General features: G+C 63.0%; 24 protein-coding genes and 1 tRNA gene. 7 read left to right on the forward strand and 18 right to left on the reverse strand.

Annotated features, from left to right (window positions below; translation table 11 throughout):
- The first annotated feature begins 197 nt into the window (after positions 1 to 197).
- Positions 198 to 878, forward strand: a complete 681-nt coding sequence (locus DWZ22_RS01025) for a hypothetical protein (RefSeq protein WP_118405204.1) — start codon at positions 198 to 200, stop codon at positions 876 to 878.
- A 21-nt stretch (positions 879 to 899) separates the two neighbouring features.
- On the opposite strand, the gene DWZ22_RS01030 is transcribed toward DWZ22_RS01025, so the two are convergent.
- Positions 900 to 1,661 (reverse strand): metallophosphoesterase, encoded by a 762-nt coding sequence (locus DWZ22_RS01030; protein WP_118405205.1) that lies wholly within the window; start codon positions 1,659 to 1,661, stop codon positions 900 to 902.
- Between the two features lie 373 nt (positions 1,662 to 2,034).
- Here DWZ22_RS01030 and DWZ22_RS01035 point away from each other — a divergent pair, with 373 nt between their 5' ends.
- Genes DWZ22_RS01035 through DWZ22_RS01045 form a run of 3 tightly spaced genes read left to right on the forward strand, consistent with a single transcriptional unit; the run spans position 2,035 to position 4,654 of the window.
- Positions 2,035 to 2,577, forward strand: a complete 543-nt coding sequence (locus DWZ22_RS01035) for a DUF4342 domain-containing protein (protein ID WP_118405206.1) — start codon at positions 2,035 to 2,037, stop codon at positions 2,575 to 2,577.
- 18 nt (positions 2,578 to 2,595) lie between these two features.
- On the forward strand, positions 2,596 to 3,375 hold the full coding sequence (locus DWZ22_RS01040) for a response regulator transcription factor (RefSeq protein ID WP_118405207.1): 780 nt from the start codon (positions 2,596 to 2,598) through the stop codon (positions 3,373 to 3,375).
- Positions 3,359 to 4,654 carry a cell wall metabolism sensor histidine kinase WalK gene (locus tag DWZ22_RS01045; protein ID WP_118405208.1) on the forward strand — a complete coding sequence of 432 codons (1,296 nt, stop codon included), beginning with the start codon at positions 3,359 to 3,361 and terminating at the stop codon, positions 4,652 to 4,654. The genes DWZ22_RS01040 and DWZ22_RS01045 overlap by 17 nt, the downstream gene beginning before the upstream one ends.
- A 73-nt stretch (positions 4,655 to 4,727) precedes the next feature.
- Here the strand turns inward: DWZ22_RS01045 and DWZ22_RS01050 are convergent, their stop codons facing one another.
- Positions 4,728 to 5,102 (reverse strand): VOC family protein, encoded by a 375-nt coding sequence (locus tag DWZ22_RS01050; protein WP_055252379.1) that lies wholly within the window; start codon positions 5,100 to 5,102, stop codon positions 4,728 to 4,730.
- Positions 5,103 to 5,113: 11 nt separating this feature from the next.
- The gene (locus tag DWZ22_RS01055; protein WP_055252380.1) at positions 5,114 to 5,401 is read right to left on the reverse strand and encodes a PTS sugar transporter subunit IIB; all 288 of its coding nucleotides are present in this window, start codon (positions 5,399 to 5,401) and stop codon (positions 5,114 to 5,116) included.
- A gap of 163 nt (positions 5,402 to 5,564) precedes the next feature.
- Here DWZ22_RS01055 and DWZ22_RS01060 point away from each other — a divergent pair, with 163 nt between their 5' ends.
- Positions 5,565 to 6,188 carry a hypothetical protein gene (locus DWZ22_RS01060; RefSeq protein WP_118405209.1) on the forward strand — a complete coding sequence of 208 codons (624 nt, stop codon included), beginning with the start codon at positions 5,565 to 5,567 and terminating at the stop codon, positions 6,186 to 6,188.
- A 31-nt stretch (positions 6,189 to 6,219) separates the two neighbouring features.
- Positions 6,220 to 6,304 (forward strand) — tRNA-Leu (locus DWZ22_RS01065).
- 448 nt (positions 6,305 to 6,752) lie between these two features.
- Here DWZ22_RS01065 and DWZ22_RS01070 read toward each other — a convergent pair.
- From DWZ22_RS01070 to larC, 6 genes are all read right to left on the reverse strand, one after another.
- Complete coding sequence (locus DWZ22_RS01070; protein ID WP_117807767.1) at positions 6,753 to 7,754, reverse strand: hypothetical protein; 1,002 nt, start codon at positions 7,752 to 7,754, stop codon at positions 6,753 to 6,755.
- 28 nt (positions 7,755 to 7,782) lie between these two features.
- Positions 7,783 to 8,547 (reverse strand): septum formation initiator family protein, encoded by a 765-nt coding sequence (locus DWZ22_RS10360; protein ID WP_233546416.1) that lies wholly within the window; start codon positions 8,545 to 8,547, stop codon positions 7,783 to 7,785.
- 196 nt (positions 8,548 to 8,743) lie between these two features.
- On the reverse strand, positions 8,744 to 10,033 hold the full coding sequence (eno, locus tag DWZ22_RS01080) for a phosphopyruvate hydratase (protein ID WP_117820928.1): 1,290 nt from the start codon (positions 10,031 to 10,033) through the stop codon (positions 8,744 to 8,746).
- A 187-nt stretch (positions 10,034 to 10,220) separates the two neighbouring features.
- Positions 10,221 to 11,081, reverse strand: a complete 861-nt coding sequence (gene mazG / locus DWZ22_RS01085) for a nucleoside triphosphate pyrophosphohydrolase (RefSeq protein ID WP_118405210.1) — start codon at positions 11,079 to 11,081, stop codon at positions 10,221 to 10,223.
- A 2-nt stretch (positions 11,082 to 11,083) separates the two neighbouring features.
- The gene (gene yfcE, locus DWZ22_RS01090; protein ID WP_118405211.1) at positions 11,084 to 11,632 is read right to left on the reverse strand and encodes a phosphodiesterase; all 549 of its coding nucleotides are present in this window, start codon (positions 11,630 to 11,632) and stop codon (positions 11,084 to 11,086) included.
- A 57-nt stretch (positions 11,633 to 11,689) separates the two neighbouring features.
- Entirely contained in the window at positions 11,690 to 12,175 is a 486-nt protein-coding gene (larC, locus tag DWZ22_RS01095) for a nickel insertion protein (RefSeq protein WP_233546417.1), read from the reverse strand.
- 301 nt (positions 12,176 to 12,476) lie between these two features.
- Between larC and DWZ22_RS01100 the strand changes: the two genes are divergently transcribed.
- Positions 12,477 to 13,388, forward strand: a complete 912-nt coding sequence (locus DWZ22_RS01100; protein ID WP_118405213.1) for a PHP domain-containing protein — start codon at positions 12,477 to 12,479, stop codon at positions 13,386 to 13,388.
- Positions 13,389 to 13,417: 29 nt separating this feature from the next.
- On the opposite strand, the gene hisE is transcribed toward DWZ22_RS01100, so the two are convergent.
- The 9 genes from hisE to hisG form a co-directional block, all read right to left on the reverse strand.
- On the reverse strand, positions 13,418 to 13,735 hold the full coding sequence (hisE, locus tag DWZ22_RS01105; RefSeq protein ID WP_055252387.1) for a phosphoribosyl-ATP diphosphatase: 318 nt from the start codon (positions 13,733 to 13,735) through the stop codon (positions 13,418 to 13,420).
- Positions 13,736 to 13,781: 46 nt separating this feature from the next.
- Complete coding sequence (gene hisI, locus DWZ22_RS01110) at positions 13,782 to 14,111, reverse strand: phosphoribosyl-AMP cyclohydrolase (protein ID WP_055252388.1); 330 nt, start codon at positions 14,109 to 14,111, stop codon at positions 13,782 to 13,784.
- Entirely contained in the window at positions 14,112 to 14,894 is a 783-nt protein-coding gene (gene hisF, locus DWZ22_RS01115) for an imidazole glycerol phosphate synthase subunit HisF (protein WP_055252389.1), read from the reverse strand.
- Positions 14,895 to 14,897: 3 nt separating this feature from the next.
- The gene (locus tag DWZ22_RS01120; RefSeq protein WP_118405214.1) at positions 14,898 to 15,641 is read right to left on the reverse strand and encodes a HisA/HisF-related TIM barrel protein; all 744 of its coding nucleotides are present in this window, start codon (positions 15,639 to 15,641) and stop codon (positions 14,898 to 14,900) included.
- The gene (locus tag DWZ22_RS01125) at positions 15,638 to 16,333 is read right to left on the reverse strand and encodes an imidazole glycerol phosphate synthase subunit HisH (RefSeq protein WP_117735545.1); all 696 of its coding nucleotides are present in this window, start codon (positions 16,331 to 16,333) and stop codon (positions 15,638 to 15,640) included. The genes DWZ22_RS01120 and DWZ22_RS01125 overlap by 4 nt, the downstream gene beginning before the upstream one ends.
- Before the next feature lie 80 nt (positions 16,334 to 16,413).
- Entirely contained in the window at positions 16,414 to 17,001 is a 588-nt protein-coding gene (gene hisB, locus DWZ22_RS01130; RefSeq protein WP_117635658.1) for an imidazoleglycerol-phosphate dehydratase HisB, read from the reverse strand.
- Positions 17,002 to 18,117 (reverse strand): histidinol-phosphate transaminase, encoded by a 1,116-nt coding sequence (hisC, locus tag DWZ22_RS01135; protein ID WP_199583404.1) that lies wholly within the window; start codon positions 18,115 to 18,117, stop codon positions 17,002 to 17,004.
- A gap of 1 nt (position 18,118) precedes the next feature.
- Positions 18,119 to 19,555 (reverse strand): histidinol dehydrogenase, encoded by a 1,437-nt coding sequence (gene hisD / locus DWZ22_RS01140; RefSeq protein WP_118405216.1) that lies wholly within the window; start codon positions 19,553 to 19,555, stop codon positions 18,119 to 18,121.
- 104 nt (positions 19,556 to 19,659) lie between these two features.
- On the reverse strand, positions 19,660 to 21,375 hold the full coding sequence (gene hisG / locus DWZ22_RS01145) for an ATP phosphoribosyltransferase (RefSeq protein ID WP_118405217.1): 1,716 nt from the start codon (positions 21,373 to 21,375) through the stop codon (positions 19,660 to 19,662).
- Between the last annotated feature and the right edge of the window lie 387 nt (positions 21,376 to 21,762).

Below are 21,762 nucleotides of genomic sequence, written 5' to 3' on the forward strand. Positions count from 1 at the left end.
CTCAAAGTGTCGATGCTTCGGCGGTCCGATTTAGCTCGTTCACTTCTCCGGAAAAGTATTAGACCTTGATTCTTTGCTGCCCCGAGGGTGCGGCGCTTCCTTCTCTGGAACCCTCACTAGCACTGGCACCCCTAGCCGCTGCGACCGCAGGCATGCCTATAATGAGACATGTTTCCTAATGAGAAAGGAATCCAGCTATGAACGAAGCCAAGCTCGCCGATTTGAACGAAATCCAGGACTTTTTCAACCGTGTCGACAGGCCCTCTGTCGAGCCGATAGGCGTCAAAGACTTTATTGGTTGGTGCAACAATCCCTACAAAAATGATTCCAATAGGACAGTAGATGACCAGGCCAATGTGCTTGGTCAAACCGTACGCAGCCTAAATTGCCTTAATGAAGACAGGCTTATGGAGATGAAATCTGCCCTGAAAGAAGGCAGGTGGAATGAATGGCTTAAAAACAATGGTATAAAAGCATCACCGGAAGATGCTGTTTTCTACCTTGCGCTTAAACACCGCACCGACAGCCAAGGGCATTACCGCTTTTACTTCGACAAAGATTCGGTTGCAAAAATCGATGCCTTTAATCCTTTCAAGGACAATACGACTGTTTTAGATCAGCAGTGGCATGCGCTCATCTCCCTGCTTGCGTTCCGTGACGTCGCCCATGCCCTAAGCAACGAGCGGCACGAATGCCATTGCCTATACCAGCACATTAAAGACTGGGACAAAGGTGACTTGAACGCCCTGGAACTGCGATTCAGCCGTTATGCCTCCGGCACCATTGAACTTCAACTTAGATCAAAGGGTAAAAATTGGCAACGGCAGCCCTCTTCGGCGATGAACGAATGGCTTAGGGTAGCGTTGTGCAGGCCGTAGGAGAACTAATCGCCCACCAACCTACTCCAGCCCTTGGCCGCTGTACTTCCCCGTCTCCGAGTCGTAGCTCAACACGGCGACCTCGCCGTTCTTCATGACGTTCCCGTCGATGTAGTAGTGGCTGGCCCCGTCATGCCAGATGCCGCGATAGCCCGCAATGCCCGAAACAACCTCGGTGTTGATATGCCCGACGATAACATCCAGATAGAACTCGCGCCCCACGTAATCGGGCAGCATCATGGTTAACGACTCGACAGCCGTGCCAAGCTTCCAATCCTCCCCGGCTTCCTCGTCAACGCCGGCGTGCACAAAGACCTGGCCGAAGGGGCTCTCGTAAAAGTAAGGGAGCTTGCGAACCCACGCGATGATGTCCGCGTGCTCGGCCTTTATGCGCTCAACCGTAAAGGCGTAGGCCTCCTCGAACTCCCTGAGCCTCAAAAGGTGCTTAACGTGCTTGAATGCCTCGGCGTCTAAGAAGCTCTTGGCCGTTGCCAGATTGCTGTCGGCAAGTATCCATGCCTGCGTGAAATTGGGGTCATTCACCTCGTCAATGTACTCGAGGAACATCTCCTCGTGGTTGCCGCGCAGCGCCACGACGCGATCGCCGTAGCGCTTTTGCAGGTCCATGACGAGCTCGAAGACCCCGAGTGAATCGGGGCCTCGGTCGCAGTAGTCGCCAAGCAAAACCAGCTTGGAATCCTCGGCATCGAGGTCGACGGTGGAAAGCGATGCCTTAAAGGCGTCCAAGCACCCGTGAATGTCGCTCATAGCGTAGATATGCACGTATGACCCCCTGTTTGCGTCGGGACCCCACTCGTTTGCGCCATGCGGCACGGCGGCCCCTCTGATTTCGCGGGCGCCAGGCAGCTTTGCCCTGACGCGCCCTCAACGTTGACAATAAGTATATCTCGCCGTGCGGACACAAATTTACCCTTGGGCTCTAGCCGCTCGGCCTGCGCTTGCCTCAAAGGCCGCCTCCGCGTCACCCAAAAACTCATCCAACATTAATCTTGGCTCAAGAATCGCTTAATCTATAACCTGCACTATAGAGTTCGACCAAGGGCGGGGCGGCGCCGCGCGACGCAGGCCGCCGAACGCAACGCTCGCGCCCGGGCAGATCGCCTGGCGTCGCGCCCATCGAACGAAAGGACAGGTCATGGACGACCTCGAAAAAGTTGAAACCATCCGCACCAAGCGCAACGTGAGTTACACCGATGCCAAGGCAGCACTCGATGCCGCCGACGGCAACGTTTTGGACGCCATCATTTGGCTCGAGTCGCAAGGCAAGACCCAGACCACGTCGGCGCACGCCGCCACCGAGCCCGAGCCGGTAGATGAGCCCTCGGCCGAGATGGTCGCCGCGCAGGCCGCCTACGAGAAGTCGAGCGAAAAGACCGACTTCTCCAAGAAGATGGACAGCGTGTGGGAGTACCTCAAAAAGCTCTTCCGTCTGAGCCTGGACACCAAATTTATCGCCACGCGCCGCGATGCGATCATCCTTAACATCCCCATCCTGATTCCCATCGTCGCCTTGTTTGCCTGGGGCGCCACGATATGGCTGATGCTGATCGGTCTGTTCTTTGGCATGCGTTACCGCATCGATAGCGACGGCGACGTGCCCGGCAGCATCAACAACCTGATGAATCACGCCGCCGATGCCGCAGACGATATCAAGCAAAATCTGAACGACGACAAGTAATCGCAGACGGGGGCACGCATGGCACGAATCCTGATCGTAGAGGACGAGGAGAAAATCGCCCGCTTTGTGACGCTCGAGCTGGAGCACGAGGGCTACCAGGTGGAGCACGCCGCCGACGGCCGCACCGCCGTCGACCTGGCGCTGGAGCGCGACTACGATCTGATTCTGCTCGACGTGCTGCTGCCGCAGCTCAACGGTATGGAGGTGCTGCGGCGCGTGCGCAAGCACAAGGATGTGCCGGTGATCATGGTCACCGCGCGCGATGCCGTGATGGACAAGGTAGCCGGGCTCGACGCCGGCGCCGACGATTACCTGACCAAGCCGTTTGCGATTGAGGAGCTGTTCGCACGGATCCGCGTGGCGTTGAAGCGCGCGGAGGCCGTGCGGGCGGCTTCGAGCGTTGGCGGCATCGGGACGGGCGCGGCGAGCGGCGCGGCCGGGAACGCCGCTGCGATACCCCCGGCTGGCGACTCGACCCAGGCATCCGCCTCGCCCTCCCCCGCTACGCTCACCGTGGGCTCGGTTGCGCTCGATCCCGACCGCCGCGAAGTCACCGTCGGCGGATCGCCCGTTGTGCTCACAGCCCGAGAGTTCGACGTCCTCGCCCTGCTTATGGCGCATGCCGAAACCGTGCTCACGCGCGAGCGCATCGCGCACGAGGCGCTGGGTTACGAATACGTGGGAGACACCAACAACATCGATGTGCACATCGCGCACCTGCGCGCCAAGATCGAGGACGCAGGCGGCGCCCGTATCATCCAGACCGTGCGCGGGGTGGGCTATGTCTGCCGCGCGTAACGCCGAGACCAAGCGCGTCACCTCCATCGCCCGCGCCATCAACTGGAGCTACATGTGGCGCCGCCTGATGAGCTACGTCTGGCTCGATCTGTGGCTGCTGGTTGTTGCGGCGGCGATCCTGGTCTATGGCTACAACCAGACACTGCCCGACGGCGCGTTTACCGCAGGATGGATCCCCGGCGTCGCCGTTCACGGCATGTCGCTGGCGCCTGCGCGCGGCTGGGACCTGACAACGCTCACCTATACCGTCGCGCTTGCGCGTACCACCAAGACTTTCCCCCTCGCGCAGGACCTCGTCGCGTTATGGCCTCTCTACCTTGTCGTTGTGGGTTGGCAGGTCATCAGCGTGCTCGACATGCTCGGCGGCGCCCGCCGCGTGCGCCGCACCATGGCACCGCTCAACGACCTGGCCCTGCGCGTGGACGAGCTCGGCCGCATGCAGCTCTCCGACGGCAAGATGGAAACGCTGGAGCAGGCAATCGAACGCGCGAGTGTCGACTCGCCGAGCGTCACCACCGGCGACGCCGACCTGGCGAGCATCGAGGTCGCGCTCAACCGCCTGCTGCGCCAGATGCAAGAGGCCAAGCTACAGCAGATGCGCTTTGTCAACGATGCGGGCCACGAGCTGCGCACGCCCATCGCGGTGATTCAGGGCTACGTGAACATGCTCGACCGCTGGGGCAAAGACGACCCGGACGTGCTGACAGAATCCATCGCGTCCCTCAAGGCCGAAAGCGAGCACATGCAAGAGCTCGTGGAGCAGCTGCTGTTTTTGGCGCGCGGCGATGCCGGACGCACGGTCCTGCGGCGTGCGAATACCAACCTGGCCGCACTGGTCGGCGAGGTATGCGAGGAATCGCAGATGATCGATGCCGCGCACACGTATCGGCTGGCGTACGACACTGCGCTCGCCAGCGACCCGCGCTGCGATGCTTCTGTCGACGTGGCGCTCGTGAAGCAGGCCCTGCGCGTAATCGTGCAAAACGCCGCCAAGTATTCGGACGCGGGCACGTCCATCACCTTTGGCGTAGCGCAGGATACGGGCACGGGCGCGATCGACATAAGTGTTGAGGACGAGGGTATCGGCATGAATCAGGAATCCGCAGCTCACGCGTTTGAACGGTTCTACCGTGCCGACAACGCACGCGATGCCGGCGCGCAGGGCTCGGGTCTGGGGCTTGCCATTGCCAAGTGGATTGTCGATAGCCATGGCGGCGTTATTGGCGTGACCTCGGTCGAAGGCGTCGGCAGCCGCTTTACGATTCGCCTGCCACGGTAGGAAGCCCCTCGGCGTAAAAAAGGGATAAGGCCATGCGGCCCTATCCCTTTTGTTCGTTATGGCAGTTTGTGCGCTACTCGCGACACAGATGCACGGCGAAGCCGGCGAACTCGCGCTTAAAGTACACGAGCTTGGTAGAACCGTCGGGCAGCAGCGCGCGCGACTCCTCGTTAACCTCGAGCCCACGCTCGGCAAACCACTTCTCGGCCGCATCGATGTCGTTGACGGCAAAGCCGATGTGGCCCTTGGTGCCACGACCGTTCTGCTTCATGACCTCGATCAGCGAATCGTTAAAGTACGAAACCGGGGTCTCGATAACGGGCAAGCCCATCATCGTCGAGAACAGCTCCGCGATCTCCAAGGCGTCTGCCGGGTCGGCGGCGTTGATGCCCACATGGGCGACGCGCATGCCAAAGAGCTCGACCGGATTGGCGTTCTGCTCATTCATACAGGCAGCGCCTACTGAGCCATGACGTCGAGAACGGCCTTCTCGGCAGCAACGCGGTTCATGCCGGTCATGAAGGGCACGCCGCTCACGTACGGGCAGGTGAGGCCCTCGGGGGCAACGGTGGTGGCGATCAGCAGGTCGGCGCCTTCGTCGCAAGCGTCCTTGGCCTCGGAGATGGCGCACTGCACGATCTCATACTTGCCGGCATAACCGTTGGCGTCGAGCATGGTAGCGACCTTCTGGGCAACGAGCGTGGAAGTAGCAGCGCCAGCACCGCAAGCCAAAACGATCTTCTTCATAGGTAATGTCTCCCTTCATGGTTTACTTTAGGTAAGTGTACCGCAGCGAGCGATGGTGCTCGGCCTCGATGCACTTTTGTACCAGTTTGCCTGCGCGCTGCGTATAATACATCTAGTACGTGTTGTCATACCGCCTGTTTTATGAGCGACCGAGGAGCTCAATATGCCCGATTCCCGCACACTCTGGACCGCCGTCGTCATTATTTGTATCGCCGTGTCGGTGTTCTTTAGCGTTAAAAAACGCACCACGTTTAAACGCCTGCAGCAGCTTATGGCCGCCAAGCAGTGGGACGAGTTCGATCGTTTGCTCGACGGCAAACTCACCAGCATGCTGTACCCGCGCTACAACCGCGACTACCTGCGCCTGAACTCCTATCTGCTGCGCGAGGACCACGAGCGCGCTGGCGAAATGTTCGACCTGCTGCTGGGGCTCAACCTGCCCAAGATGCAGCGCGTCGACCTGGTAATTAAGGCCTTTAACTACTACGTTGGCCAGGAGGACCGCAAAAAGTCCAAGGAGTTGCTGCACGAGATCAAGGGCTTTGAGGGCGGTCAGGCCGAGGCAGTCGCGCACGAGTGTCAGCTGATGTACGACACGATGATCCTCAAGCGCCACAACGACATTCCCGAACTGGAGCGCATGCTCGAGGATGTCGGCGACGACCCGGTCAAGCGCTGCCGCCTGGAGTACCTGCTGGCCCTGCAGTACAAGAACAAGGGCGACGAGGCCAAGTTCCAGGAGTTCCTGGAGAAGTCGGCCCAACACTCGATGGCCGTCAACGCGTAACGGACGGCTTGTGCTAGACTTCTAGTCTCACGGGGGCGTGGCGGAATTGGCATACGCAGGAGACTTAAAATCTCTCGCCGCAAGGATTGTGGGTTCGAGTCCCACCGCCCCTACCATTGGCTTTTACGGGCCCGTATCTCCCAGAGATGCGGGCCCGTTTCTTTTGCACGCCGGTGGGGCTCGAACCCGCGAGGGGGCGAGCGTCAAGCGGACGCGCAGCGTCCGCAGCGAGCCGGCGAGGGCGCCGGCAGGCGGCCGAAGCCGGTGCGGATTTGCACAGCAAATACGCAGACGTCCCACCGCCCCTACCACGTATTGTTTACGAGCCCGTGTCCCTTTGGGATGCGGGCTCGTTTCTTTTAGATGCCGTCAACTGCAGGGCAGCTAATTTGGGACGGGGCTTTTTTGACTACTTTTCCGCCCACCCAATGAGTTTTCTGGGACGGGGATTAAAAAATCATTAGGTACACAATGATTTTTTAATCCCCGTCCCAGAAAACTCATTCACGGAAAGGCTCGGGCGGACCATGTAGCTAAAAAAGCCCCGTCCCAAAAAGACTACTTTTAGAGTGTGCTGAGAGTGGGGGTCCAGGCGATGGTGGGGGTCGCGCCGTCGAGAGTCTCGTTGATGGTTGCTGCCATGCCGGCGAGGAGGCTGTTCTCGCTCACGGTAAGCGCCCTGTAGCCGCCGGCGCGCATGAGTTCGCGAATCACCACGGCGCCAGCGAGAATCACGCCCGCACGCTTGGGCTGCACGCCCGGTAGCGCAGCGATGCCTTCTGCGTCCAGCACAGACATGCGCTCGATGGCGGCCGAAACCTGATCCATCGAAAGCTCGCGCAGATGAACAAAGCTCGAGTCGTACGGCTCCAGCTCGTGGACCAGCGCCACGAGCGTGGTGACGGTACCGCCCACCGCAACGAGACGCTCGGCACGTTCAAAGTCGCTGGGCAGGCCCTCAAAATAGGAGGAGAACTGCTCGCCCGCCCACGCGGCGGCAACCGCAAGTTCGCCGTCTGCAGGCGGCAGCGCCGAGAAAAACCGCTCCGTCACGCGACGGCAACCGATGTCCAGTGAGCGCGTTCCCTCCAGCGCAAAGACCCCGCGCTCAGGCGCATAGACGCCCGTCGCGAGCTCCGTGGAGCCACCGCCCGAATCGGCGACGATGATGCGCTCGCCAGCAAAGTCGTGTGCCACGCCAAAAAACGTCAGGCGCGCCTCGACCTCGCCCGGAATCACCTGCGGTTCGAGCCCCAGCTCGCGCAGGCCGTCTAGCAGCAGGGCGGCGTTGGACGCATCACGCGCGGCGCTCGTGCATGTGGTGCAGATGCGCACGGCCCCAAAGGCACGGGCTTCGTCCACAAACATGCGGCACGCAGCGAGCACGCGCTCAACGGCCGCCTCGCAAAAGCGCCCCGTCGCGTCCACGCCCTCGCCCAAGTCGGTGATCTCGGTATGCTTGGACGATTCCACGATCGCCCCGGCCTCGACCTGCGCCAGCACCAGTCGCGACGACACCGTTCCCAGGTCGATCGCGGCCACCTTATATCGTTTGCACTCTGCCATTGCGGGCTCCCCTCCGGGCGTTACTCGCCTACTCGCCGCTGGACGCGACCGTCTGACCCTCGACGCCGTTAAATCCAAACAGCATGTCGAGCGTCTGAATGTACCACGGCGCGTCCTTGCCGACTTCTTCGATCTCCTTGGCCACCTCGCTGGCCTTCTTGGCGTTCGACGACCTCTTTTCAGCCGACGACGAGTCCGAATCATCGTCCAGGCCCAAGACATCAATCCTAGTCTCACCAGGCATCACCAGGCCCAGGTCCTCGGACGCCGCATCCTTGATGCCCTCCTCCGAGAGCAGCTTGTCGACGCTTTTTTGCAGCTCGTCGTTATATTGCTCGCGAATTTCGACCTGCTTGGCCAAGATATCACTCGAACGCTTAGCCACGTACAGGTCGCGTACGGGAAAATACAGGCTCACGAGCGCCAGCGCCACCACGATACCGATAAACAGCAGGCGCAGAGAGCCATGCGTAAAGTCATAGATCGCCTTGACCACCGCATTGTCGTTGGCGTAGCGCATAAAGTCCGCGCCCGAAAGACGGCTCGAAGGTCTGCTCGATTTGTCGTGCGTCTGGGCCGAGGGACGCGACGAATGCGGCGAACGTGTCGGACGTACTGGTCCATCTGTCGAAGTATTCACTTGAGCATTGGGGCGCGAGATACTTGTCGGGCGCTGCGTGGAGCGGTCGGCGCCGGCGTAGGCGGACCCACCGAGCTGCACCGTGCGCGCAGGGCGAGGCGACGGCTCGCGCGAACCGGCGGAATAGTACCTGTTGTCGTAAATCTGATCCATGTGCGCCTTGTGCGGTTGAGGTTTGTTTGCGCTAAGTCCTTTAGTTATAGCACGAGCATGCGCACCGCCTTCGCCAGCCTTTGCTCGACATAAAAAAGGCGCTGAGCCGTGTGGCCCAGCGCCCGATAGCGCTCTGTAGCATCTAGCTGGAGCGGGGCAAAGCCGAGTCTGTCCCCTCCCCGCCAGGCTCGTCTGTCTAGCGAATGTTGTAAAACGCGGTCTTGCCGGCGTAGCGCGCGCTGCCCTCAAGCTCGTCCTCGATGCGGATGAGCTGGTTGTACTTGGCGATACGGTCACTGCGGCACGGGGCGCCCGACTTGATCTGGCCGGCGTTGACGCCCACGACCAGGTCGGCGATCGTGGAGTCCTCGGTCTCGCCGGAGCGGTGGCTCACGATGCAGGCGTAACCGGCCTCCTTGGCGGTCTCGATGGCCTCGAGCGACTCGGTGAGCGTACCGATCTGGTTGACCTTGACCAGGATCGCGTTGGCGGCACCCAGCTCGATGCCCTTCTTGAGGCGCTCGGTGTTGGTGACGAACAGGTCGTCGCCCACTAGCTGCACTTTGTTGCCAATGCGGCGGGTAAGCTCGACCCAACCGTCCCAATCCTCCTCGGCCATGCCGTCTTCGATGGAGATGATGGGATAGGTGTCGACAAGCTTCTCCCAGTAATCAACCATCTGGGCGCTCGTGTACTCCACACCCTCGCCCTTGAGCTCGTACATGCCGGTCTCGGCGTTGTAGAACTCGGTCGAGGCCGGATCCATGGCGTACATGAAGTCGACGCCGGGCTTAAAGCCGGCCTTCTCCACGGCCTTGGTGATGTACTCGAACGGCTCGGCGTTGGTCTTAAGGTTGGGGGCAAAGCCGCCCTCGTCGCCCACGCCGCCGCCCAGGCCGGCCTCGTGCAGCACGCCCTTGAGGGTGTGGTAGACCTCGGCGCACCAACGCAGGCCCTCGGCAAAGCTCGGGGCGCCCACCGGCATGATCATGAACTCCTGGAAGTCGACGTTATTGTCGGCATGCACGCCGCCGTTGAGGATGTTCATCATGGGCGTGGGCAGCAGGTGGGCGTTGACGCCGCCCAGGTACTGGTACAGCGACAGACCCGCCGACTCGGCAGCGGCGCGGGCAACGGCCAGCGACACGCCCAGGATGGCGTTGGCACCGAGCCTGGTCTTGTTGGGGGTACCGTCCGCGGCAATCAGCGCGGCATCGACGGCGCGCTGGTCGAAGGCGTCGAGGCCCACGACGGCGTTAGCGCACTCGTTGTTGACGTGCTCGACGGCCTGCGAAACGCCCTTGCCCAGGTAGCGGCCCTTGTCGCCATCGCGCAGCTCGCAGGCCTCAAAGGCGCCGGTCGAAGCACCCGAAGGCACCATTGCGCGGCCGAAGCTGCCGTCCTCGAGCACGACCTCGACCTCGACGGTGGGATTGCCGCGGCTGTCGAGCACCTCACGACCGTAGACGTCCAAAATATCGCTCATGTTGTCTCCCTCTCACTTGGAAACGTAGTGGATGCAAGCGACTGGCCGACTGCGCACCGTCGGTGCGCCTCCGTAAGTTAGCCGTCGCACTTTTTGCATTATGCCCTAAGTTAGCCGAAGGATACAATTGTTTTTCGAATTATTTAGCGGGAACGATGAGGCATGTCAGCCCGTCGTTCCCGCAGTCTTACTCCTCCGCCTTGGCGGCATCCCAGAGGTCGTTGAGGCCGTGGGTCGAAAGCTCGGCAAGATCCACGTGAACGTCGGCTGCCATCTGCTCCATCGCGGCCCAGCGGCGGCGGAACTTTGCCGTACTGGCGCGCAGGGCACTCTCGGCGTCAATCCCCTCCTTGCGCGCAACGTTGACCAGGGCAAAGAGCAGGTCGCCAAACTCCATCTCGCGCTCGGGCGAGCCGGGCTCCTCGGCCTCAAACTCGGCACGCTCCTCGGCAACCTCGTCCCACACGTCCTGGACCGTCTCCCACTCAAAGCCCACGGCCGCTGCTTTGCGCGACACCTTCTGCGCCTGCATCAATGCCGGCAGATGCGTGGGCACGCCGTCGAGCAGGCCCTCGGGTACCGCCTCGCCTGCTGCCACGGCCTTGTCCTTGACGGCCTTCTCGGCAAGCTTGACCTCGTCCCAGATCTTGAGCACCTCGTCGGAGTTCTCGGCATCCGCATCGCCAAACACGTGCGGGTGGCGGCGGATGAGTTTGGCGTCGATATCGCGTGCCACATCGGCCAGCGTAAACTCACCGGCGTCCGCCGCAATCTGCGCATGCAGCACGACCTGCATGAGCACATCGCCCAGCTCCTCACGCAGGTGTGCCGCGTCGTCGGCCTCAATGCAGTCGAGCGCCTCGTAGGCTTCCTCGATCATGTTCTTGCCGATGCTCTGATGCGTCTGTTCGCGGTCCCACGGGCAGCCATCGGGCTGACGCAGGCGCCAGATGGTCTGCACCAGATGCTGCAGCTCGGCCGACGCATCTACCAGCGTCGACAGGTCGCGCGAACCCTCGGCATTTTGCTGAGCCATATGCTGCGCCATGGTTACTCCTCCTCCAGGATCACGTGGCGGAACGCACCGCCCTCATAGATACCGTAGCTGTGCGTACCGTCCTTGGGAATGCTCACGCTGCCGGGATTGAACAGCCACAGGCCCGGGTGCGCCTCGCTTGCCTCGTTAACCTTGATATGCGTGTGACCGTAGACGAGCGCGGAGCCCTCGGGCAGCGCAGGCGCGTGGTCGACGCTGTTGTGCATGCCGGCGCCAAAGACATGGCCATGCGTCAGGAACAGCTCGCGGCCGGCCTCGTCGAACAGCATGGCGTAGTCTGCCATGACGGGAAAGTCGAGCACCATCTGGTCAACCTCGGCGTCACAGTTGCCGCGCACCGCGATGATGCGGTCGGCCAGGGCGTTGAGCAGCGGAATCACGCGCTTGGGGGCGTAATCGCGCGGCAGGTCGTTACGCGGGCCGTGGTAGAGCAGGTCGCCCAGCAGCACGATGCGGTCGGGCTGCTCGGACTCGATGGCGTCGCACAGGCGCTCGGCCCAATATGCCGAGCCGTGGATGTCGGAGGCGATGAGACATTTCATGGGAAGTCCTTTCGGGATGGGGCAAATAGGGTTGGCGTGGCGCGTCGCTCGCCCGTGCTACTCAAATTGCAGTACCGCGCTCTGAGCTGCCTGCATCACGCGCTGGAGCGGCACGCTGTGCTCGCGGGCAAGGCGGGCGCAGTCCTCGTACTCGGGTGCGGCGCGCTCGCTGCCATCGGGCAGGGTTGCCACCTTAACGGACACCTCGCCCCAAGGCGTTGCGACCTGCTCAAAGCGGCGCGGCAGGCAAACGCGCTCCATGACCTGGCGCCGGATGCCATTAGTCGTGGTTTCCAAAAAGATGATCGTCTGCAGATGGTCAATGTCCTCGCGGGAGCAGATCACCTGCAGCTGCCAGCCGGGGCGGCCTTTCTTGCAGTAGAGGGGCAGCCAGTGCACCTCGCGCGCTCCCGCCTCGCGCAGGCGATCGGCGGCGTAGGCGAGCACCTCGGGCGACGCATCGTCGATGTCGCATTCCAGCTTGACGATGGTTCCGGGCGCATCGATCTCGCGGGACAGCGGGAATTTGCTATCGCATTGCATACAGTCCGGGTCCTTTCCGCACGGGCTCGTTTTGTTCATCCAAACGCTAGCACACCGGACGTGGCGCAGACGTGACTTTCGTCCGTCGCCGCCCTCGCCCCTATCCAAACGTGTACGTCAGCCTCCAAATATGCCATTTTTTGTCGGTTTTGGAGGCTGACGTACACGTTTTGAGAGCGCAAGCGAGGCCGCACCGTGCGCCGCGCAGCCTTTCCAATCGATTTCGACCTCCGACGTGCCCGGCGTTTTGAGAGTTGCGCCATTACAATGGAGCGGATTCGCCAAATGCAAAGGAGTCGCCATGCCCGCATGCCCGCTGGTCGATTGCCATACTCATACCTCGTTTTCGGACGGCCATGCCTCCTTTGAGGAAAACGTTCGCGCTGCCGCGGCCGCTGGCTGTCGGGTCATGGTCTCGACCGACCACCTCACCTTGCCTTCCAGTATGGATGCTAACTGCGAGGTGCAGGTCGTCGAGGGCGACTTGCCGGCGCACCGCCTGGCTTTTGAGGACGCCCGCAAGCTTGCCGTGCAGATCGCACCCGAGCTCGAGCTTATCTATGGCTTTGAATGCGATTGGTACCAAGGTTGCGAGCCTTTGGTTGAGAGCTGGTCCCAGGGCGCCATCGTACGCCTGGGTAGCGTGCATTGGATTGGCAACCCAGGCGATATTGCGGCAGGCGCCGCAAGCACGGCGGGGACAGAGGACGTCGCTCGCCCCGACACGCCCGATTCGCTCTGCGGCTGGATTGACGACGATACCAACCTGCATGTTTGGGAAAACTTAGGCGTGCGCGGCGTATGGGAGCGCTATGTCGACGACTGGTGCCGCGCCTGCGAGAGCTCGCTCAACTTTGACGTGATGGCCCATCCCGACCTAGTCATGCGTTTTTCGAAAGAGGGCTTTGCGCCCGACTTTAACCCCATGCCCTTTTGGGAGCAGATGGCCGAGTGCGCCCACGACACGGGCCGCCGCGTTGAGGTTTCTACCGCCGCGCCGCGTAAGGGCTTGGACGACTACTATCCCGCAACCGGATTGCTGCGTTGCTTTGCCCACGCCGAGGTGCCGATTACTTTTGGCTCGGACGCACACCGTGCCCGCGACATCTGCTGGAACATCCGTGAGGCCCAGGCACACGCCTACGACTGTGGCTACCGAACCTTCGATATCCCCCACCCCACCGGCGAATGGGAATCCACGCCCCTCGCCTAAGACTAGTCGTTGGGGACGTTCTTAAACAACTATTGACGGCGGGCGTTGAGTTCGCCGGCCAGCTCATCGAGGGTGATGCCGTAGCGCTCGAGCGTCACGAGCAGGTGGTAGATCAGGTCGCCGGCCTCGTAGCGGATGTGATCGTGGTCGTTATCCTTGCAGGCCATGATCACCTCGCTCGCCTCCTCGGCAAGCTTCTTGAGCAGCTCGTCCTCGACATCGGTCAGCAGGCGAGCGGTATAGCTCTCCTGCGGCGATGCGTCGCGACGGCCGTGAATCACCCCGGCGAGCCCCGTCAGCGTCTCACCGATATTTCCATCCTGAACATTCGCGGTGCGCACACCCATGGTTCAATCCTTTCTGGTTGGCCAAGCGCCTGGTCGAGCGCCCGCCCTACGCGAGTTTTCTAAAGAAGCAGGTACGGTTGCCGGTATGGCAGGCCGGACCCGGCGAGTCGACCTTGACCAGCAGCGTATCGCTATCGCAGTCGGCCCAGAGCTCCTTGACCTCCTGCATATTGCCGCTCGTCGCGCCCTTGTTCCAGAGCTCCTGGCGGCTGCGGCTCCAAAACCACGTGGTCCCGGTCTTGAGCGTAAGCCCCACCGATTCCTCGTTCATCCAAGCAACCATAAGCACCTCACCGGTGTCATACTGCTGAACCACACAAGGAATCAGCCCACGGTCGTCGTATTTGAGCTCTGCCGCGGTTGTCACTTGCTCCATTTAGAAGTCCAATCTCACAGGTATTCCCTGGCTGGCCATGTATTCTTTGACTTCGCGAATACTGAAGGTCCCAAAGTGAAAGACACTTGCTGCCAGCACGGCGTCGGCCTCGCCCTCGATCACGCCCTCGGCAAAATGCTCGAGCGTGCCCACGCCGCCGCTTGCGATCACCGGGATCGGCACCGCGCGCGCCACGGCGCGGGTGAGTGCCAGGTCGAAGCCAGCCTTGGTGCCGTCGCGATCCATGCTGGTGAGCAAGATCTCACCGGCGCCGCGACGAGCCGCTTCCTCGGCCCACGCCACCGCATCGATACCCGTGGCGTTACGGCCGCCCGCGGTAAAGACCTCCCACTTGTCGGCTCCCGGCTCACCGGGCAAACCAACACGCTTGGCATCGATCGCCACGACCACGGCCTGGCTGCCAAATGCAGCGGCAGCTTGGCTGACCAGCGACGGATCGCGCACGGCAGCAGAGTTGAGCGACACCTTATCGGCACCGGCAGCCACCATGGTTCGCATGCCCGCCAGGTCACGAAAACCGCCGCCCACGGTATAGGGAATGGCCAGCTCCTCGGCCGCATGCGCCGCCATCTCAATGGTCGTCGCACGGTTATCGCTCGTCGCAGTGATGTCCAGGAACACGACTTCGTCCGCGCCCTCGCGGTCGTAGGCGCGCGCCAGCTCCACCGGATCGCCCGCATCGCGCAGGCTCACAAAGTTGACGCCCTTGACCACGCGGCCGTCCTTAACGTCCAGACAGGGAATCACACGCTTGGTAAGCATGGGCTACTCCTCCCCTCGGGCGGCGGCCAGCGCCTGTGCCAGCGTAAAGTTGCCCTCGTAGAGCGCGCGACCGGTGATCGCACCCTCAATAGCATCCTCACCCACCGCGGCAAGCGCGCAGATATCGTCGAGTGTCGAGATGCCACCCGAAGCCATGACGGGAAAACCCGCAACCTCGGCCACATGGCGATACGCCGCCACGTCGATGCCCGTCTGCATGCCATCGCGCGCGATGTCGGTGTACACCAAATGCTTAAAGCCCAGCTCGGAAAGCTGCGCCACGGCATCGTCGAGCGCCACGCCCGCGCCGTCACGCCAGCCGTTCACCTTGACCTGGCCGTCGCGGGCGGCAATGTCAGCCACCAACAGCTCGCCAAAGCCTTTGGCCGCCACCTCGGCAAAACCCGGCTCGGTCACCAGCACGGTCCCCAGCGCAATACGGCGCGCGCCATAGCCGGCCAGCTCGTCGATGCGTGCGAGCGAGCGGACGCCGCCGCCCACGTCCACAGACAGACCGTCGACGCCGCAGATAGCCTTGATCGCCGTCGAGTTGGCAGCGCATGCGTCCTCATCCTCGCCAAAGGCAGCGGACAGGTCGACGACATGCACCCAGTTCGCACCCTGCTCGGCAAAGGAGCGGGCAACGGCCACGGGGTCGTCGGAATATACCTTGCAGCGGCTCCGGTCGCCGCGCTCCAGGCGCACGACCTTGCCGCCGATCAAATCGATTGCGGGAAACAGAATCATCGGCCGGCCTCCTCGACGATGTTGACGAAGTTCTTAAGGATGCGCTGTCCCAGCGCGGAGGATTTCTCGGGATGGAACTGGCAGCCCCACACGTTGCCGTGGCGCACGATGCACGGGAAGCTCCGCGTGTAGTGCGTGCGCGCCAGAACATCGGCGGCATCGACATCGTCGGCCACCGCATAGCTGTGGGTGAAGTACATGTTGGCGCCCTCGGCAAAACCGGCGAGCAATGGATCGGCCGCGCCGGCGGGCGTCATGTGCACCTGGTCCCAGCCCACGTGCGGCACCTTCAGGCGACTCGATTCCAAGCGCGTGCACGAGCCGCGCATAATGCCCAGGCCATCGACCCAGGGACCGCCGGCCTGCTCGGAGGCATCGTCGTCCGCGCCCTCGTCCGCCGGCACGCCCTCGTCGCCGCGTTCAAAAAACAGCTGAAGGCCCAGGCAGATGCCGAGCAGAGGAGTTCCGGCGGCAACGGCGTCAAGCACGGCCGCCTCCTCGCCGCTCTGGCGCATAAAGGCGATCGCGTCATAGAACGCGCCCACGCCCGGGATGACCAGGCCATCGGCCTTGCGGATCTGTTCCGGATCATCCGACGTGCAGGCAGCGGCACCGGCGCGCGCAAGCCCGCGCACGACGCTCGACAAGTTCCCTTTGTGGTAGTCGACCACCACGATCTTCGGTTCGCCCACGCGACCCTCCCTTTTCCCATCATCCAAAACCACCACGAAGGTGCCTGTCCCCTTTGTGGTGGTTTTTACCCTTGTGGCGGTTACAGTGAGCCCTTGGTGCTGGGGATTCCTTGGACGCGGGGATCAAGCTCGCAGGCGTGGCGCATCGTGCGTCCCACGGCCTTAAAGGCTGCCTCGATAATGTGATGCGAGTTGCCGCCCGCCAGCTCGCGCACATGCAGCGTGAGCTTAGCATCGCGCGCAAAGGCATAGAAGAACTCGACGGCCAGCTCGGTATCAAAGCTGCCCACGCGCTCGGTCGGCACGGGCAGATCGCAATAGGCCTGCCCGCGACCCGAGATATCAACGGCGGCCATCACGAGCGTCTCGTCCATGGCAATCGCCGCATCGGCAAAGCGCGTAATGCCCGCCTTGTCACCCAGTGCCTGGCAAAACGCCTCGCCCAGCACAATGCCCGTGTCCTCGACGGTGTGGTGCGCGTCGACCTCCACATCGCCCATCGCATGTACCGTCAAATCGAACAGGCCATGGCGGCCAAAGGCGTTGAGCATGTGGTCGAAAAACGGCACGCCGGTCGAGATATCGCACACGCCGGATCCGTCCAGATCGAGTCTAACGACAATGTCGGTCTCGCCCGTCTTGCGGGTCACCTCGACATAACGGCCCATCTACATCTCCTCCTTCACCAGCGCGGCAAACGCTGCCAGCACCTCGTCGTTTTCCTGCGGGGTACCCACGGTAATGCGCAGACAGTCCGCAAGCCCCGGCGCGTAGCTAAAGTCACGCACCAAAATTGAATACTCGTCGCGCAGGCGCTCGCGCACGCGTGTGGCGTGCGGCGTGCGCACGAGCACAAAGTTCGCCGCGCTCGGCCACGCCTCCACGGGCAGGCCCTCGGCAGCCATTGCGCGCAGGGCGCACAGCTCGCGCTCGCGCTCGGATACAACCTGTGCCACCACGGGCGCGTACGCATCGCGGGCACGCACGCAGGCAAGCGCCGCGGCCTGGCTCAGCACGCTGACTGAATAGATCTGGCGAATCGCCGCGAACACGTCAATAACCTCGGGGGTCGCGATCACATAGCCCAGACGCGTGCCGGCGGCGCCGAACGCCTTGGACAGCGTATGCAGAATCACCAGGTTGGAATGCTCGGCGATAAGCCCTTGCGCCGTGGTGGCCGCGCCAAACGAATCGTCAGCAAACTCCACGTAGGCCTCGTCGACCATCACCATGCCGGGGCAGGCATCGCACAGGGCAGCGATAAAGTCGAGCGGCGCCACGTCGCCCGTGGGATTGTTGGGCGAGGTCACAATCGCCAGGTTGCACTCGGGCGCTGCCGCAAGCACGGCAGCCTGGTCGAGCTCAAAGGTCACCGGATCGCGCCACACGTCGCTCACCTCGGTCTGGCAGAGCGACGCAAAGAACGCATACTCGCTAAAGCATGGCGGGCAGTTGAGCAGGGTCCGCCCCGCGCCGCCAAACGCCAGCAGGTAGTTATAGAGCAGCTCGTCGCCGCCGTTGCCCACGCAGATGTTCTCGCGTGCCACGCCATGCCAAGCGGCAAGCTCGTCGCGCAGGTCGTTGGACATGGGGTCGGGATAGCGGTTGAGCGGCGTGGCGGCGAGCGCCGCGTCGACCGCCTCGCGCACGCCGGCCGGCACGGGATAGGTGTTCTCGTTGGCCGAAAGGTTGATGCGCGTGGGCGTAAAGTTGGGATCGTAGGGCTCAATGCCGGCCAAGTAGGGCTGGACGAGTTCCTTCATGCGAGGCGTCAGCTCGGCCATATTAGGCCTCCCCGCCGGTCGCGTTAGCGCCATCCGCGCCCGCAGCCGCCAAGTCCACACCCTCGGCGACCGTCGCCGCGGCGTCGCCCGGCCAGGCAACCTTGGTCAGGTCGGCCGCCGCCAGCGACTCGGCGCTCACGGAATCCTCGCCCTGTTCCAGCACGCGACGACGCAGGGCGGCAGAAAGCGCGTGCGCCCACAGGCCCTCGGCCTCGGCTAGACGCTGCGTGGCAGGAGCATCGGAGAGCAGGCCCTCGGGTGTATAGCAAATGACACTCGAGCGCTTGACGAACTCCTCCACCGAAAGCGGGTTGGAGAACATGGCCGTGCCGCCGGTCGGCAGCGTGTGGTTGGGGCCGGCAACGTAATCGCCGAGCGGCTCGGAGCTCCAAGCGCCCACAAAGATGGCGCCGGCGTTGCGAATGCCGCCAAGCAGGCCCATTGCATCCTTGCAGTGCAGCTCCAGGTGCTCGGGCGCCACGGTGTTCACGGCCTCGACGGCGGCAGCCATATCGGCGGCCACCACGATGGTGCCCTCGTTGTCGAGCGAGGCGCGCGTGATCTCGGCACGCGGCGACTGCGCCACTAGAATGTCGACACCCGCCTCGACCTCGCGCGCAAACTGCTCGTCGCAGGTCACCAGATAGCAGGCGGCAAGCGGATCGTGCTCGGCCTGGGCCATCAGGTCGGCCGCGACCACCATGGGCTTGGCCGTGGCATCGGCCAGCACGCAGACCTCGGAGGGGCCGGCGACCATGTCGATGCCCACGTCGCCCGAGACAATCTGCTTGGCCGCGGCGACAAAGGCGTTGCCCGGGCCGGTGATCTTGTCGACGCGCGGAATGGTCTCGGTACCGTACGCCAGCGCGGCCACGGCCTGGGCGCCGCCCACCATATAGATCTCGTCCACGCCGCCAAGCTTGGCCGCGGCGAGCGTGTAGGGGCTGATCAGGCCGTCCTTTTGTGGCGGCGTCACCATGACCACGCGCTTGACGCCGGCCACCTTGGCAGGGATAGCGTTCATGAGCACGGTGGAGGGATACTGCGCGCGACCGCCCGGCACGTAGATGCCGGCCGCGGCAAGCGGGGTCACCTTAACGCCGAGCATCGTGCCGTCCGGGCGCGTGGTAAACCAGCTCTGCTCGACCTCGCGCTGGTGAAACTCGCGAATCTGGCGCGCAGCCTTCTCGAGCGCGGCGACAAAGGCCGGGTCGAGGCCTTCGAGCGCGGCATCGATCTGCTCCTGCGGCAGACGGAAGCTCTGCAGCTCAACACCGTCAAAACGCTGGCAATAGTCGCGCACCGCGGCATCGCCATTGGCACGCACGCTGGCCACGATATCGCGGGCGGCGTCGACAATGTTTTGCGGCAGCACGCCCTTACGGTTGAGCTGGTTGGTAACGAGGCGCTCACCGGGAGCAAGCTTGATGGTCTTCATTTCGGTATCCCCTATCGGTCGAGGTTGTGTTCGAAAACGAGAGGCCGGACGGCGGCACCAGTCGGCCCGCAGCCCGGACGTTGGGGCGCCCGTGCGCGCTCGCGCTATTGTGCCGAGCCCGCGACGGGCTCAAAATGCTTGTCCTTCACGGCAGCCGCCAGGCGATCGGCCAGGTTGCGAACGCGCGGATCCAGGCGCGCGGCACCCGGGTTGACGAAGAAGCGGGCCGTGCAGTCCATAATGCGGCCGGTGATGACCAGGTCGTTGTCGTGCAGCGTGGCGCCCGTGGCGGTGATATCCACGATGCGATCGGTCATACCGACGATGGGTCCCAGCTCGATGTTGCCGTGCAGCGAAACAATGTCGGCGTTCACGCCGCGCTCGGCATACCAGGCACTCGCGATGCGCGGGTACTTGGTTGCCACGCGAAGCGAACCGCGGCGGGCATAGTTGCGCTCGGCCTGACCGGCGCGCCAATCGGGCTCAGCCTCAATAAAGGTGCACAGGCCGTAACCCAAATCGACCAGCTGCAGCAGGTTGAGGTCTGCCTCGATGAGCGAGTCCCAGCCGCAGATGCCACAATCGGCACCACCGCAGCCCACAAAGGCAGGCGCATCGCTGGGACGCACGATGACAAACTCGATATCGCCGACTGCGCCCTCGCCGGCACGCGTGTCGCGGCCGCGAACGATCAGGTGACGGCCGGGGTCACGCAGCTCGGAGACGTCCAGGCCCGCAGCCTCAAGCACGTCGAGGGTATCGGCCTTGAGCGAGCCCTTGGGCACGGCGATACGCAGCGGACCCTCGGCGCCACGGCCCACGGCGTGGTCGCCATCGGAAGCGGCGTCCTCGGCCGAGGTGCGCGCGGCCTCCAGGCGCTCGAGCGAAAAGGCGAAGCCCGCCGCCGGCACCTCGATACCGTCGCCAAATGCGCCGGTAAAGATGGAATCATAGCGTCCGCCCGAACCGACCGGATCGGGCAGTCCGCCGGCATAGGCCTTAAAGACCAGGCCCGTGTAGTAATCGAAAGAGTTCATGATAGAGAAGTCGAACGACAGCACCTGGGCGTCCTCGGGTGCCAGGCCCTCGACCAGGGCACGCAGCTCGCACGTCAGCGGCGCGACGATACCGGCGGCCTCCAGCAGCGCGTCCACGCGGTCGAGCACCTCGGCACCGCCATGCAGACGCGGCAGCTCGCTAATGGCGGCCTTGACGGCATCGGACTCGGTGCTTGCCGCCACGCGGGCATCGAGGCCCACAAAGTCGTTGGCGTGCACGCAGCGCAGGGCCTCGGCGGCCAGCTCGCGATCCTCGCACGCCGCGAGCAGTTCCTTAAACGGACGCACGCTGCCCGCGATAATGCGCGCATCGGGCAGTGCCAGCTTACGCACGGCCTCGGCCACGAGCGAGACGATCTCGACATCGCCCGCAGTGTCGCCCACACCGATGAGCTCAAAACCCAGTTGCGTAAACTGACGCGAGCCGCCGGCATTGCGCTGGCACTCACGAACCACCGGCGCCTCGTAGCGAAGACGTAGGGGCAGGTCGGCCGCGCGCATGCGGGTCGAAACCAGACGCACGATCGGCAATGTGTTGTCGGGACGGACCACCAGCAGGCGACCGTCTTCATCAAAGAGCTTAAACGGCGTGTCCGCAATGCGGCCGCCTTCCTCGAGCGAACCCTTGTCCTCGAGCAGCGGTGTCTCGACCGGAAGGTAATGATGCTCCCTGAAGCAGCCCTTCACCGTACATGCGATCTCCTCGCGCGCCTGAGCCTCCTCGGGCAATATGTCCCGGAATCCCCACGGTGTGGCCGTCATCTGGTGAGCCTCCTCATGCTGTGCTTCGCATAGAACAGAAGACCGGCATAGCTCCGCCGGTCTTCTGGGTACTTTAGCATACTAGAGTGCTTGCGGGGAAAATCGTCTCCCTCGGCTCACAGCGTATTCATTTAGAAACATAGGGGCAAGCTCTCAGCTTAATCTGGCGATTCCCCCAGCCCAACCGGAAAGCGCGTCCCACTCCGAGCCGCAAGCCCGGGATGAACTTTCCGCCGAAGACACCCTGCGCCGACAGCAACGCAAAAAGGGCGCCCGCGCAAATGCGGACGCCCTTGTGTAGGGTCGAGATATCAACCAGCCAAGATATCGGACCTGCGACCAGCTCTTAGTAGTCGAACTGGTGGTAGTAGCGGCGGTACTTGAGGT

The organism is Collinsella sp. AF31-11 (assembly GCF_003475605.1).
Classification (GTDB): domain Bacteria; phylum Actinomycetota; class Coriobacteriia; order Coriobacteriales; family Coriobacteriaceae; genus Collinsella.